This is a genomic window from Cupriavidus sp. GW821-FHT07C08, from assembly GCF_059419025.1.
Window position 1 is genome coordinate 137,790 of sequence record NZ_JBWKQZ010000001.1, and the last position, 14,570, is coordinate 152,359.

Below are 14,570 nucleotides of genomic sequence, written 5' to 3' on the forward strand. Positions count from 1 at the left end.
CGGGAACGCCGCGCCCGGGCAGCGCGATGTTGCTGCCGCCGGAGCCTGTCAACTGAGTAAACGCGCCGCGGCGGCGCTTTATTCCACTGTCATGGAGTTTGTTCCACAAGCCCCGCCGCGTGGGAGGCTTCGCGCCCGGCATTTTTCCTACTGGCCCTGCTCGGCTTCTTACTTCAGCCCAAGATAGTCGCGCTTGCCGATCTGCACACCCTTGTGGCGCAGGATGTCGTAGGCCGTGGTCACGTGGAAGTAGAAATTGGGCAGCACAAAGCCCAGCAGGTAGGACTTGCCGTCGAACGTCATCGGCCCCTGGCGCAGCTTCAGCTCGATCGCGCGCTGCTCGCTGCCTTCCAGCTGCTCAGGCGAGATCTGCTCCAGGAACACGATGGTGCGGGCGATGCGGTCCTGCAGTTCGGCAAAAGTGGTTTCGGTATCGGCGAACGACGGCACCTCGATGCCTGCCAGCCGCGCGGCGCATCCCTTGGCCGCATCGCTGGCGCGCTGCACCTGTGCCGGCAGCGCATCCATGTCGGCGATCAGGCGGGTCTGGATCAGGTCGGCCGGGTCCATGCCTTGCGCCTGGGCGTGGGCCGCGCCCTTGTCCAGGATCTCGGCCAGGTTGGCGAGTGCGCGGATGAACGGGGGAATCGAAACGTCGTACATCGAGAGTGACATGGGGGATCTCCTGTGCAGGCCTCGGTTGGAAATTTTTGTTGTCGGGGGCCGTCGGGCCGCACCGCTGCCGCGAGCATAGACCGGATCGGCATTTGCTGCCGGACTACCCCGGCGCGCACGCGGCAGGCGGCTGGATGTCGCGCAGCACCTTGCCGACCGAGGCCAGGAAGCGGCGCCCCGCCAACGGCAGCGGCGCCAGGCTGGAATGGGTCGCCCAGATTTCCAGGCCGACCGCGGGCAACACCGGCCGCACCGCCAGGGCCGCGCGCATGGCCGGCGTCACGCTCCACGCATCCACCAGCGCCAGCCCCAGGCCCTGCTGCACAAAGGCGCATGCCGTGACCGGGGAATGCACCTCGATGGCGGGCGCGCCGCTGTCGCCGAAGAAGCCGGCCAGCGCGCGGCCCAGCGGCGTGTCGGGCGGATAGCCGATCCACGCGCTGCCGGCGAAATCCTCCGGCGTCACCACCTCGCGGCCTGCCAGCGGATGGTCCGGCGGCAGGACGCACAGCATCGGCTGGCGCCCGAGCAGCGTGGACGACAGCGTCGGATGCCCCGCCGGCACCATCGACACGCCGACATCGGCCCGACCGCTCAGGAAAATGCCGACCAGTTCGTCGAAGGTGACGCTGCGGTAGTCGACGCGCGTGGGCACGCCGCCCGCGCGCAGCTGCGCCAGCGCACGCGGCACCAACTGCTGCGCCAGCGCACGCGGCACCAACTGCTGCGCGAAGGCGGCGCTGGCCACCACGCGCAGCGTGCCGGCGCCTTCGCGGCGCAACGCCGCGGCCAGGTCGTTGACGCGCTGTACGCCGCTGTAGACCTGCTCGACCTCGGCAAACAGGCGCCGCGCTTCAGGTGTCGGCAACAGCTTGCCGCGCGCGCGCTCGAACAAGGGGTAGCCGAGCCGGCTTTCGGTCAGCGCCAGCACCCGGCTGACCGCGGGCTGCGACACATGCAGCATGCGTCCGGCCCCGCTGACCGAGCCCGCCAGCATGATGGCCTGGAACACCTCGATCTGGCGCAGGTTGAGCGGCCGGCCCGATGGCGCAGCCGCCCCTGCTCCCGTGCGCTCGCCTGTGCCTGCCAATGCGTCCGACCGTCCGCGCTGCCTCATGCCAGTCCTCCGAAAACCCCGTATACCAACAACTCCGATTATGGCGGCAGCACATTTCATACCAATCCTCTGAAAACCCCTCATACCGATAACGCCCGCTTATGGCGGCAGCACATTATTCGATGACGGGTTCTAAGGATGCCGATGCTAGTCTGGCCCGCACCCCATCAATGCAGGAGACCGCATGCTTCGCACCCTCGCCAGCGGGTTCGCCCTGGCCCTTGCCGCCATCACTCTCCCCTGCGCCGCCGCGCCGCCCCAGCCCTGGACCGACAAGCCGGTGACCTTCGTGGTGCCGCCGGCGGCCGGCGGCTCGCCCGACGTGCTGTCGCAGCTGGTGGTCAACCAGGCATCGCGCGACAGCGGCGTCACCATGGTGATCGACAACCGGCCCGGCGCCGCCGGCAACCTCGGCATCGCCGCAATCCGCCGCGGCGCGCCGGACGGCACCACCATCGGCTTCGGCAATATCAACACGCTGGCGGTCAACCGCTCGCTGTTCCGCAAGCTGCCCTACGACGTGGACCGCGACCTGGTGCCGGTCATCCACCTGCTCAGCCTGTACAACGTGCTGATCGTGCCGGTGAACTCGCCGGTGCACAGCGTGCAGGACCTGATCGCGCGGGCGCATGCGCAGCCCGGCAAGCAGTCGTACGGCGCATCGGGCGTCGGCACTACCGGCCATATGGGCGGAGAGTTGTTCAAGTCGATGGCGAAGGCCGATGTCGCCTTTATCCCGTACAACGGCGGGCCCGCCGCGCTGCAGGACCTGATGGGCGGCCGGCTCGACTTCATGTTCAGCAATACCTCCGAGGCCATGCCGCTGATCCGCGGCGGCAAGGTGCGGCCGCTGGCAGTCAGCAGCCTGCAACGCCTTGCGCTGCTGCCCGAGGTGCCGACGCTCGACGAGTCCGGGCTGAAGGGCTACGAGACCGTGGCCTGGGGCGGCGTGGTGGCACCGCGCGGCACGCCGGCGCCGGTGATCGACAAGATCAACGCCGCGCTGCAAGCTGCGCTGCAGGCGCCGGACGTGCGCAAGGGCCTGGCGGCGCTGGGCGCCGAGCCGGCCGGCGGCTCGCCCGCGCAGTTCCGGAAGCTGATCGATGCCGAGACCGCCAAATGGCGTGCCCTGATTAATTCGGCTCATATCGAGCAGCTGGACTGAACCATGCCCGCGCAGCCAGGCCAGGTGCCGCGGCCGCAGACCTGAGGGGCGGCGGGAAAGATGGCGCGCCCGCAGCGGCAACCGGCGACCGGCAACCTGAATTAACATATCCGGTCATCGCCCCCGCTATCTTGCGGCCTTATGGCCGCGCCCCACATGAACGCGCCGCTCCCTCTTCGCACGGAATGCCCGCCCGGCGCCTGCATCTGCGGGCGCGAAGCCTTGCTGAGTGACCCCAACGCCGACTTGCGCGTGCTGCGGCTCACCCGCGCCGAGGAAAAGCGGCTGGTCGAACGGCTTGAGCGCCTGACCAGCCTGGCTGAATTGCAGCGCATGGAAAGCCTGATGCAGACCCAGCTGGGCATCGTGCTGACCATCACCCCCAGCGCCCGCGGCGTGCGCACGGTGCGCGGCATCAGCATCCAGGTGCAGGAGCAGCCCGGCCTGTGCCGCAAGATCCGCCAGTCGATCCCCGCCGCCATCCGCCGCAGCATGGAAGAGCATCCCGAGATCGCCTATGCGATCGTGGATGCGCAGGACCTGCTGGGCGGCATCTGAACGGGACCGCGCAGCCGTTCAGGCGTTGCTGTCCGCAAGGCGCATCGCGTGTTCGCGGATATCCACCGGCCATGCCTCGAGCCGCTGCGCAAAGCCCGCCACATCGCCCGCGAACAAAGCCCGCGTGGCTTCCTCGAAGCCGGGCAGATCTCCCGCCATCGCCGCCATGAAGTGGTAGGCCCGTTCGCTGGCGCGGCGGCCGCGGTCCTTGTCCGCGTTGTCCCGCCGCGCCTGCTCGACCAGCTTGCGCAGGGCCACGGATGCCCCGCCTGGCTGGGCGGCCAGCCATTCCCAATGGCGCGGCAGCAGCGTCACCTCGCGCGATACCACGCCAAGCTTCGGGCGCCCTCGGCCCCGGGGCTCGGCCACCTCCGCTGCTTCGTCGTTGTCGCCGGCTGGCTGCCGTAGGGATTCGAGCTGCGCGGCGCGCTCGGCAGTCCGCTCAAGTACGGCGGCCTCCGTCCCGCTCGTATCCAGGTCGATCGAGCGCCCAGTGCTGTCGTCGAAAACCAGCACGGGTCCGCCTGCGCCGGCTTCCAGCGCGCGCTTGAGCGCCAGCGCATTGGCTTGCAGCGAACCCGTGGCGATACGCCGGTGGCCGTCGAAGGTGGTGTAGTTGTGAAGCGTTGCGTTGGTCATGGGGTTGCCCCTTAGAGACGATCCCCGAATATTACCCGGATAAAATAAGATGTCAATATCATCCGGGTATAAATAAAACCACCATGCTTTCGGGTCACCAGGGTTCCAGCTCCCACCCATCCGGCGTTGCCGCCAGGCGATGGGTCAGCCCCAGGCTGGCCATGAACACATCGTCGTGGGACACCACCACCAGTGCGCCCTGATAGCCGCGCAGCATCGTCTCCACCGCCTGCACGGACGGCAGGTCCAGGTGGTTGCTGGGTTCATCGAACAACAGCAGCTGTGCCGGCGGATCGGCATACAAGGTACAAGCCAGCGCGGCCTTCAGGCGCTCGCCGCCACTGAGCAGGCCGCTGGGTGCGGTGACCTTCTGCGCATCGAGATCCAGCAGCGCCAGCCGCGTGCGCAATGTCGCCTCCCCGGCGGTGTGGTTGGCGGACAGCAACTGTTCGATGGCTGAGCGCTGCGGCAACAGGCCGGCCAGCTGCTGGTCGAGGTAGGCGCTTTCGACATGCACCGCGCAGCGGCCAGCCCGCGGCTGCAACTGGCCGGCCAGCAGCTTGAGCAAGGTGGATTTGCCGCAACCGTTGGGGCCGACGACGCCCACGCGCTGCTGGCCAGTCAGCACCAGGCTGATGCGGCGCGTGGCGGCCGGCACGAACGGCAGATCGACCTCCTCCAGTTCAGCTACGCGGCGTTGCGCGGCCTGGCTGACAGGCAAGGCGAGCAATACGATCGCGGCATCGTCCTCCACCTGTTGCGCGGCGTCGCGCACGCGCGCATCGAGCGCTTCGCGCGTGGCGGCCTGCTGCAGGCGCAGCCTGCCTGCCGATGCCTGGCTGCGCTCCCTCTGCCGGCCCAGCAGGATCCTGGCCTGGTTGGCATCGCTCGCCTGCCGGTTGCCACGGGCCTGCCGCCGCTCCTGGCGTTCACGCTGCGCACGCAGCGACTGTTCTTCCCGCTTGCGTTCGAGCTTGCGCTGATCCAGCTGCTGCAAGGCGTTCTCTCGCTCCTGCGCCTTGCATTGCGCATAGAACGAATAGCCGCCGCCATAGCTGCGCAACCCGAGCGACGACAGTTCGACGATGCGCGCCATGCCCTCCAGCAACTGCCGGTCATGGCTGACCACCAGCAGGCCGCGCTGCCAGCGTTGCAGTTGCGCGATCAGCGCCAGCCGGTTCGGCCGGTCCAGATGATTGCTGGGTTCGTCGAGGATCAGGTAATCGGCATCCGACAGCATCGCGCCGATCAGTGCCACGCGCATGGCTTCGCCGCCGCTCAGGGTGCTCGCCGGGGTGTCCGCCTGCAGGTGGCCCAGGCCATTGCGTTCCAGCTCCTGCCGCAGCCGTTGTGGCATGTTCCAGTGCTCGCCGACGTCATCGAAGTCTTGTGCCGAGGTGCTGCCGGCCTCAATGCGCTGCAGCGCATCCAGCACCGGTTGCACGCCAGCCAGCCCCGCCACCGACTGCACGGCATGTGCAGCCTGCTGGGACAGGTAATGCACGCTGCCCGACCGCACGCAACGCCCAGCGGAGGGCGCCAGCTCCCCGCCCAGGATGCGTGCCAGCACGGACTTGCCGATACCGTTGCGCCCGACCAGGCCGGTGGGGCGACCGTCGAATTGTTCGGACAGTTCAGAGAAGAGCGTCCGGCCGTCGGGCAGGACATAGGAAACGCTTTCCAGCGTCAGCTTGGGATTTGACATGCGAGATTCCAGGGATGCCAGGAACTCCCCCTGCTTGGGGGCGGTGGAGACTGGCCGTCATGCAGACGGCGGCATCAATGGCGCATGGCTTGAATCCTCCGCGGATGGGGTTTGAATCGGCGAGGCATGGGGACGCATGCCTGAGCACGTCGCCCCGCCCTACTCTCTGACTCGGCTAAAACTATAAGTTCACCGGATCGGTAGCCAGCAGGTGATTGGTGAATGCTGCCTTGGTCTCGCACCGCCACGTCGCCCACAGCTTGCAGCCGTTCGGGTTGTCCGTACCCCGGTCCAGTTCGATGGCAAGCCAGTTCCTGGCCGGCATCACGTACCGGTTGGATCCGGGAAAGAGCATCATTTCCGCAGACAGGTTGACATCCAGCGCCTGCTTCGACTGGGCAACGTTGTTCAGCACATGGAAGAACAGACGCTCCATGACCCCGACCAGCGAGGGATGCACCACGGCAGTACTGGTCAGCTGCTGTATCTGCGCCCAGTTGTCCTTCGGCCCCACGTCTTTCCTGTAGGCGACACCCCAGGCCGCGACATGGACATCACCAGAGATGATCGTCACGCGCAGCTGCTTCTGGCTGGCTGTCTTGAGCAACGTCTCTACCAGGCGCTTCCTCTCGCCCTCGTGATCGTCGTGGGTCCAGTGGTCCTTCAGGTCATCGGCACTGCTGTCGAGCACATGATCCTGGCCAAAGTTGTCCAGGAAGGCTTCAGCCAGCGACAGCTTGGGATGGACCACCGGCACGGAGGACAGCAGCAGCAGATGCTGGCAGTTGATGCCGCCAGGGTTGGCGGCGTGGCCCGATTCGATCCCCGACAGCCACCGCTGCAGTGCGCCCCAGGTACCGGGTCCAAGCACCTGCTCCTGGGATCGTTCGGTCCTCAGGTCAGCAACGATCAGACTGACTGGGCCAGCCGAATGCGTGAACGTGAACCCCGGCTGCTCGTCCAGCAACGGCAGCGCAAGCTTGTCGCCGGACAGCACCTGAGTCCACTTGACCGGTTCGAACAATGGATCGTCAGACCGGACCCTGACGTCAGTGCGCGGCACCAGGTCGGGAAGCTGTTCGACAGCATGCTGCATCTGGAAGACCCAGAACGCCCGGCGCGCATGGAAGAACAGCCGCTGGAACAACGGACTGCGCTGCATCTCGGGGCTATAGGAACCCCAGCCGTCGAAGATGTCATGGTCATCCCACATCATCACCGTGGGGATCCGTGCCATGGCCTGGGCAGCGTCGAGCGGCTTGTCTGCACTACCCCACCCTGATCTGGCATGAGGCAGCCAGCGCTCGCTGTAGAGCCTGAAATAGTAGTCCTCGATTTCTTTCTCGAGGTCAGCGTCCACCGGGTACTGCAGCTGCTCCTCTCGCGTCAGCCCGATCCAGCGCTTCAGCAGCTTGATGTCTTCCCAGATCGAATCGAAGTAGATCTGGTCGCCGCCCATCAGCATCAAATGGAAGCGCTGATTGCCCTGGTCATGGGTACGCGCCTCGTGCCAGAGCTGCTCCTTGTCCAGCTCATAGCCTGCCGGACGGACTTCCTTGTCGTGGTTGCACAGCAAGTCCGCCCATACCGCATTCTCGGCCTTGACCAGCTTGCGCATGCCGCCCGGGTCGGAGAATCCGTTGCACGAAACATAGGCCATGCGCGGCGCGTAGCCCTTGCCGGGCACGGTAAATTGCCACGCCTCTCCGACACCTTCGATGCTGTATGGTACCCGCCGTTCGTTCTTGCGCAGCTTGCAGGACAAGTCGTAGCGCAGATAGGTGCGGCCCGCATGCTGCAGCAGGGTCACCGGCTTGCCGGCCTTGCGGCCTTCCACGGTGACCTGAGGAACTCTGGCTTGATCTTCTATGCCAACGAGCGCCGTCACCTTCCATGAGCCATCCGCTCCGAGGCCACGAAACGACAGCACGGGTCCGAGCAGTAGCTTGCTCATTGAGATGGTCTCCCTTTGGTCACCTTTTGTTATTCGCTCGCGGGCTGCGCTGGCGAGATCGCCGCGAATGGCCTAGCGCCGGCAATGGGACGCCTGGCCATCTATGCCGGGGACATAAGGTGAACGAAGAGAGAATGCGCGTCAAGCGCCACCTGCTGATTGCACGAGGGGCCTTTGCCTCAGGCACCCCGCCCAGTGAGCCGCGCCAACGTCTGTTCCAGCTCGCGACGATCCGCCTGCCGCTTGGCTGGCGAGCGCTGGGCCAGGTTATGCAACTTGCGCCGTATGCCCGGCAACTCAACTGCGTGAGGAAGCCCGATGAGCCCGAAATCCGGCTTCTCATCCTCCACGGATCCAAGAAACGCACGGGATGGCTCATCCAGCCACGCCGCCACTCGCGCCAGCAGGCGCTCGCGGCCTTCCAGCAGCACTTCCGCACTGACCGGCTCGGCAGTCATCCCTTTGAAATGCGCGTCGAACGTTGCCGCGAAATCCGCCGGCGCGCGAGGGGCCAGCATCTCCCAGGCAGGTTTGGGGCTGCAAGTCAGGTACACCAGGAAAGTCCGCCAAAGCCTCTCATCCGCACGTTCGTCCTCCAGCAGCAGACTGACATCAAACAGATCGCGCGGATGCTGCCTCGACAACGCTGCGGCCAGCTTGCCGGCATAAAGATCGGCGAAATCAAGCACCTGCACGGAGGCGAAGCCAAAAGCCTCCTCCACCTTCGGCCTGACCACCATGCTGCGCACCGGATGCACTGTGCCGCGCATGACCGGTGTTGTCTCGACCTGCACGCGCGCGCGGCCACGGCTGGCCACCAATCGCGTCACCGACCGCGTACCCTCGCCCGCCGACGACTGCACCTGCAGTTGCAGCGGGCGGGCGCGCAGTGCATCGGCCAGTTGCTCCAATGCCGCAGCAATCGAGGCCGCATCCTCGGCGAAGTCATGCACGGGCAACCAGGCCAGGTCGATATCCACCGACAACCGCGGAAGGTCATGCTCGAACAGGTTGATCGCAGTGCCCCCTTTAAGTGCGAAGCGCGGCTCTTTCGCCAGGACCGGCAGGATCTCGACCAGCAATTGCACCCGGTCGGTATAGCGCTTATCCCAGATGCTCATCCAGGTCTCCAGGCAAAGTAATCTGGTAGGTCGGATGCAGGCGTCCACCGGGCACCAGCGCGCGCTTGCCCCGGCCCAGATCGACGCCATCGAGTGGCACATGCGCCAGCCATGCATGCCGGTGGCGTTCGGCCAGCGCCAGGAACAGGCGCTTGGCCTTGACGCTGCGGCAATGGCGCAGCATCATGCCAACCCGTTGCGGCCGCAGCGTCGTCATCGCCTGCATCAGCGCATCGGCCTCATAGACCAGGGCCGCATTTGCCACGCCATCGCACAGTTCCAGCATGGCCCGCTCCGGCGTGGAACAGGCCAGGGCATCGGTGCCTGGGCTGACCTCGTGCCATGTCAATCCCTGATCGAGCAACGCCTTTTCCGGCAGCTCGGGCATGAAGTGCAACGCAGTCAGGTCGAAAGGCCCCTTGCCGTGAAACTCGAAGTGTTCGTTCAATGGCAGCTTGCCCACCCAGCCTGGCAGCCGTTGTGGCCCGTAAAGCGTGATCGTGCCCGCTTCGCCCAGGCGCAGGTAGTGCTCATGCCCCTGCATGGCCAGCGCAAAGCGCCCACCGACGTGCACAGCCAATGCCTCGTTGGCCTGAAGGGTATGGACCACGCCTTGCCACTGCAGGCGCCCGCCCTGCCTCATGTAGACACCACGCGCTGGCGAAACCAGCCAGCCACTGGCCACATAGCGTGCGACAAGGCTGTTGGAATACCCATGCGCGCGCAGCCATCGGCTGGATACCAAGGTGGTATCACCAAGCCTGGCCAGAAGCTGGTTTAGTTTTCCGTGATTTTGATCACTCATGGTGTTCAAAATACACGGTTGACAAACCCCTGCCAACGGAAGGTTTAGCTCGATGCCAATTTGAGCACTATTAGTGTTCTTTTTACAACAATTATAAACCAGTGTCGTTGTGCCTTGTCAGCCACCATGGCCAAAATCAAGCAGCACCTTGCAGCATTCGCCCGGATTGCCCTCGGCCAGTGCAAACGCGCCGGCAACATCGCGAAAATCGACGTGGTGCGTGACAATTTGCCCGGGATTGACCAGGCCTTTCGCGATCCAGTCAATCACCGTCGGGAACATCGCGCAGTTAAGCCGCGAGGCATACAGCGTCAATTCCTTCTTGGTGAGTTCCTGCTGCGGGATCGCCGATGGCGTCGGCGAAAAGCCCAATACCCCGATACGCCCGGCCGGTGCCGCAATGCGCACGGCCTCCTCCAGGATGGCCGGATGGCATACGGCATCGAAGATCAGTGTCGGACCGCCTTCCACGCCTCGCGCCGCCAGCGCCTGTTCGAGGGGCTCGCGCGCGGTGTTGATGACTTCGTCCTCACCGGCACCGCATTGCCGCGCGAGCGCCAGGCGCTCGTCGAGGTGATCCGTGATGAAGGCGCGGATGCCATGGACGCGCTTGAGGACCTGCATCAGGTTGAGCCCGACCGGCCCCGCGCCATAGATCAATGCCACATCCTGCGCAAGCACGCCGGTGCGGTGCGTGACATTGGCAGCCACGGCAAACGGCTCGATCACCGAAGCGCTGGCATCGGGCATGCCATCCGGAATCACATAGGCATTGCCGGCCGGCACGCAGGCGTACTCGCTGAAGCCGCCGTCGCGGTGCACCCCGATCACCTGAAGCCGGCTGCACACGTTCTGGCGGCCGATCCGGCATGCGTGGCATTGTCCGCAGCTGATGACCGGATCCGCCACCACGCGCTGGCCGATGCGCGACGCATCCACCCCGACGCCCACGGCATCGATGGTGCCGACGAACTCGTGGCCGATGACGCGCGGATACGCCACGAACGGATTGTGACCGCGGAAGATATGCAGGTCGGAACCGCAGATGCCGGCATAGCGCACGCGTACGCGCACCTCGCCAGCAGCGGGCTCCGGCATTGGCCGCTCGCACACGGCCATGCTGTTGGGTTCTTCGACAACAATGCTAAGCATCGGAAACTCCGGCTACCAGTGCCACATCGAGCCATCCGCCAGCCGTGCGACCGGCAGATAGGCACGTTCGTAGGGATACTTTGCGGCCAGCGCTTCGTCGATATCGACCCCGAGACCCGGCACCTCATCCATGACCAGGTAGCCGTCTTCGAAGCGGTAGTTGTGCGGAAAGACCGCATCAGTCAGTTCGCTGTGCGGCATCAGCTCCTGGATGCCGAAGTTGGGCGCCCACAGCCCGAAGTTGACCGCGGCCGCCATGCACACCGGCGACAGGTCGGTCGCCCCATGGAACCCAGTACGCACCTGGTACATGGCTGCGAAGTCCGCGATGCGCCGCACATGGGTGATGCCGCCCGCATGCACGATGGTGGCGCGGATGTAGTCGACCAGTTGCTCGCTGATCAGCGTCTTGCAGTCCCAGACCGAGTTGAAGACTTCCCCCACGGCCAGCGGCGTGGTGGTGTGCTGGCGGATCAGCCGGAACGCCTCCTGGTTCTCTGCCGGCGTGGCGTCTTCCAGCCAGAACAGGCTGAACGGCTCAAGTTCCTTGCCGAGCCGCGCGGCCTCGATCGGCGTCAGGCGATGGTGGGCGTCGTGCAGCAGGTGGGGCCCGAAACCCACGGCGTCGCGCACCTTGCGGAACAGTTCAGGCGTATGGCGCAGGTAGAGCGAAGTGTCCCAGGGCTCTTCCGGCGGCAGGCCTTTCTCGGCGGGCTCGTAATGCCCGCCACCCTTGCCCACGCCATACACCTTGCCCAGGCCGGGTACGCCGGACTGCACGCGGATGGCCTTGTAGCCCTGCTCTACATGACGCTGCACGGCCTCCACGGCCTCGGCGTGGTCGCGCCCGTTGGCATGGCCATACACCATCAGCCCCTGCCGGCTCCTGCCGCCCAGCAACTGGTACACCGGCATGCCGGCCAGCTTGCCCTTGATATCCCACAAGGCCATGTCGATGGCGGCGATGGCGGTCATCGTGACCGGGCCGCGGCGCCAGTAGGCGCCGCGATACAGGTATTGCCAGATGTCTTCGAGGTTGCGGGGATCGCGCCCGATCAGGCACGGAATCACGTGCTCGTCCAGATAGGCCTGGACCGCCAGTTCCCGCCCGTTGAGCGTGGCATCGCCCAGGCCATGGACGCCTTCATCCGTCACCACCTTGACCGTGACAAAGTTGCGCCCCGGACAGGTGACAATGGTTTGTACCGATTCGATCTTCAAGTCGCGTTCCCCCCGCGAGGTCAGTCAGTGAAATAGCTCTCCGGCGCCTGCTTGCGCAGCGCCTGGAGATGCTCGGTGATGTGGTTGATATGCGAGGCGACGCTGGCCCCGAGGCCCGCGACATCGCGCGCCGCCATCTGCGCCAGCATCTGCTCGTGCTCCTGCAGCGCGCGGCTGGCGTGGTCGGCCACCCGGCCCAGCAGCAGCCAGCGCACCCGGTCGAAATGCCGCTTGATGGGCTCGAGCATGGCCCACACGTTGTGCCGGCCCGCAAACTCGAACAGCCTGCGGTGCATCAGCTCATCCAGCTCCGAGAACAAATCGGTCTGGTTGCTGGCGACGGCGGCGCGCTGGCGCTCGACGATGCTGCCGAACTCCGCCAGTTGCTCGCTCGTGATGGACAGCGCCAGTTGCACGTGATTGGCGCATTCCAGCGTGCAGCGCACGAAGCGCCCCTCTTCGATCAGCGAAGTGCGCACCGGCGCGACGATGGTGCCGACTTGCCGGTAGATCTGCACCAGCTGCTCCTCTGCCAGCATGGCCAGCGCTTCACGCACCGGCGTGCGGCTGACTTCGATCGCCTGGGAGATCGCCGCCTCCGACAGCGCCATGCGCGGGGGCAGCGTGCCGCGCACGATGGCTCGCTGCAACATCGCATGGACCTGGGCGGTGTAGGAGCGGTCCTTTTCCAGCTGGAATCCAGCCAGCGCACGGGTCAGGACCTCTTCGGCATTCAGGGCTTCCTGGGAATTTTCGCGGACAAGCGAGATACGGGAGGCGCGCATTTGGGGTCGGTTATCTGAGTGTTACTGCCATGGTAGCACGTCGATGTTTTCTCGATGGTTCGGCGTAAACCCGCATGGATTCGTCAAATACTCACCGCTACAGTGCACATCACCGCCGCACTACCATGGCAGTTACACAGAAATGTGATTCTTTGTCGATATGCAGCACACCTCCGCCACGGCAACACGCCATCAGCGCCTCTCACAAGAAGCCCTTCTCAAGGTGCGTGCGGGGGTTGAGCGTCCTTGCTACGATCGCGCCGGCCTGGGCCGGGGCATCGTGCATCTGGGTCTGGGTGCATTCCACCGCGCCCACCAGGCGCTGTACACCGAAGCCGCCCTGGCGCAGGGCGATTCCCGGTGGGGAATCATCGGCGTCAGCTTGCGCAGCCCCGCCACGGGCAACACGCTGCAAGCCCAGGACCATCTCTATTCGGTCACCGAGCGTCATGGCGATGCCAGCCACACGCGGATCGTCGGTGCCGTGGTTGCATCGCTGTATGCGCCGCAGGCCCTGCAGCAGGTGATCGACGCCATCGCTGACCCGGCGGTCAGCGTCGTCACCAGCACCGTGACCGAAAAGGGCTACAGCCAGCACCCGTCCACGACCGGGCTGGACCTCGACGATGAAGACATCCGCCACGACCTGGCTAACCCGGAGCGCCCCCGCAGCACCCTCGGCATCCTTGCGGCGGGCATACGCCGCCGGCCGCGCGGCGCCCCGCTCAGCGTGGTGTGCTGCGACAACATGGCAGGCAATGGCGACACCCTGCGTCGGTTGCTTGCACAGTTCGCGGCGCTGTCCGACCCAAACCTGGCACGGCGCATCGAAGACGAGATCGCACTGCCCAATTCGATGGTCGACCGGATCGTGCCGGCCGCCAGCGCAGCATCCATCGACCTGGCCAGCCGGCATCTCGGCGTGCGCGACGAAGCGGCGATCGTCTGCGAGCCCTTCACGCAATGGGTCATTGAAGACCGTTTCGCCGGGCCGCGGCCCGCATGGGAAGCCGGCGGCGCGCTGCTGACGGCCGATGTCCGGCCTTACCAGGCGATGAAGCTGCGCCTGCTCAACGGCACCCATTCGGCAATGGCCTATGCCGGACAGCTGTGTGGACTCGCCAGCATCGCGGATGTCATGGCGTATCCCGCTGCCGCCGCATTCGCGCGGGGCGTGATGCAAGACTTGCGCGCCACCGTTGCGGCACCGCCAGGCTATGACGTCGACCGCTACTGCCGCGAACTGCTGCATCGCTTCGAGAATACCGCCCTCGCCCACCTGACCGCGCAGATCGCTACGGATGGCACACAGAAGATCCCCGTGCGCTGGCTGCCCGCCTTGCGCGAAAGCTGCAGCGCAGGCATCGAACGGCCATTCCTTGAGCGTGCGCTGGCGATGTGGCTGCACTACCTGCGAACCGGCCGCAGCGACCGGGGCGAGGCACTTGCGATCAGCGACCCCGGCGCCGCGGCATTGGCCGATCGCCTGCGCAGCGCAGGCTGCGACGCCACTGCCGTCCACCAGGCGCTGGGCCACGCTGCCGTCTTTGGCACCACGCCGTGGCCGGCGCCCTTCGCCGCCCGGCTTGCCGCTTACCTGGCGGTATTGGGGCACCGGGGCGCGGCCGCATTGCTGTCCATGCCGCTAAGCCAATAAGGCGCCGAACCTTCCG

General features: G+C 65.8%; 13 protein-coding genes. 3 read left to right on the forward strand and 10 right to left on the reverse strand.

From position 1 onward, the window contains the following. Window positions 1–168: 168 nt before the first annotated feature. Window positions 169–675 (reverse strand): DUF1993 domain-containing protein, encoded by a 507-nt coding sequence (locus AC07UK_RS00700; RefSeq protein ID WP_494685447.1) that lies wholly within the window; start codon window positions 673–675, stop codon window positions 169–171. Between the two features lie 103 nt (window positions 676–778). Then, entirely contained in the window at window positions 779–1,792 is a 1,014-nt protein-coding gene (locus tag AC07UK_RS00705; protein ID WP_494685446.1) for a LysR substrate-binding domain-containing protein, read from the reverse strand. A gap of 184 nt (window positions 1,793–1,976) precedes the next feature. Between AC07UK_RS00705 and AC07UK_RS00710 the strand changes: the two genes are divergently transcribed. Both AC07UK_RS00710 and AC07UK_RS00715 read left to right on the forward strand, forming a co-directional pair. Beyond that, window positions 1,977–2,957 carry a Bug family tripartite tricarboxylate transporter substrate binding protein gene (locus AC07UK_RS00710; RefSeq protein ID WP_436221790.1) on the forward strand — a complete coding sequence of 327 codons (981 nt, stop codon included), beginning with the start codon at window positions 1,977–1,979 and terminating at the stop codon, window positions 2,955–2,957. Window positions 2,958–3,113: 156 nt separating this feature from the next. Then, on the forward strand, window positions 3,114–3,515 hold the full coding sequence (locus tag AC07UK_RS00715) for a hypothetical protein (protein WP_436221791.1): 402 nt from the start codon (window positions 3,114–3,116) through the stop codon (window positions 3,513–3,515). An 18-nt stretch (window positions 3,516–3,533) separates the two neighbouring features. Here AC07UK_RS00715 and AC07UK_RS00720 read toward each other — a convergent pair whose 3' ends face one another. From AC07UK_RS00720 to AC07UK_RS00755, 8 genes are all read right to left on the reverse strand, one after another. Next, window positions 3,534–4,154, reverse strand: coding sequence for a DUF2239 family protein (locus AC07UK_RS00720; RefSeq protein ID WP_494685445.1), 621 nt, complete (start codon window positions 4,152–4,154; stop codon window positions 3,534–3,536). 94 nt (window positions 4,155–4,248) lie between these two features. Further along, window positions 4,249–5,859, reverse strand: coding sequence for an ABC-F family ATP-binding cassette domain-containing protein (locus tag AC07UK_RS00725; protein ID WP_494685444.1), 1,611 nt, complete (start codon window positions 5,857–5,859; stop codon window positions 4,249–4,251). 181 nt (window positions 5,860–6,040) lie between these two features. Further along, complete coding sequence (locus AC07UK_RS00730; RefSeq protein ID WP_494685485.1) at window positions 6,041–7,819, reverse strand: alkaline phosphatase D family protein; 1,779 nt, start codon at window positions 7,817–7,819, stop codon at window positions 6,041–6,043. 173 nt (window positions 7,820–7,992) lie between these two features. After that, the gene (locus AC07UK_RS00735; protein WP_494685443.1) at window positions 7,993–8,934 is read right to left on the reverse strand and encodes a nucleotidyl transferase AbiEii/AbiGii toxin family protein; all 942 of its coding nucleotides are present in this window, start codon (window positions 8,932–8,934) and stop codon (window positions 7,993–7,995) included. After that, a complete protein-coding gene (locus AC07UK_RS00740; protein WP_494685442.1) occupies window positions 8,918–9,739 on the reverse strand; it encodes a type IV toxin-antitoxin system AbiEi family antitoxin domain-containing protein in 822 nt (273 codons plus the stop codon). Before AC07UK_RS00740 ends, AC07UK_RS00735 begins: the two co-directional genes overlap by 17 nt. A gap of 117 nt (window positions 9,740–9,856) precedes the next feature. Further along, window positions 9,857–10,891, reverse strand: a complete 1,035-nt coding sequence (locus AC07UK_RS00745; protein WP_494685441.1) for a Zn-dependent oxidoreductase — start codon at window positions 10,889–10,891, stop codon at window positions 9,857–9,859. Window positions 10,892–10,903: 12 nt separating this feature from the next. Further along, complete coding sequence (gene manD, locus AC07UK_RS00750) at window positions 10,904–12,112, reverse strand: D-mannonate dehydratase ManD (protein ID WP_436221796.1); 1,209 nt, start codon at window positions 12,110–12,112, stop codon at window positions 10,904–10,906. A gap of 20 nt (window positions 12,113–12,132) precedes the next feature. After that, window positions 12,133–12,897, reverse strand: coding sequence for a GntR family transcriptional regulator (locus AC07UK_RS00755; RefSeq protein WP_436221797.1), 765 nt, complete (start codon window positions 12,895–12,897; stop codon window positions 12,133–12,135). A 160-nt stretch (window positions 12,898–13,057) separates the two neighbouring features. On the opposite strand from AC07UK_RS00755, the gene AC07UK_RS00760 reads away from it, so the two are divergent. Beyond that, window positions 13,058–14,554: a mannitol dehydrogenase family protein gene (locus AC07UK_RS00760; RefSeq protein WP_494685440.1), complete on the forward strand. Its 1,497-nt coding sequence runs from the start codon at window positions 13,058–13,060 to the stop codon at window positions 14,552–14,554. The last annotated feature ends 16 nt before the right edge of the window (window positions 14,555–14,570 follow it).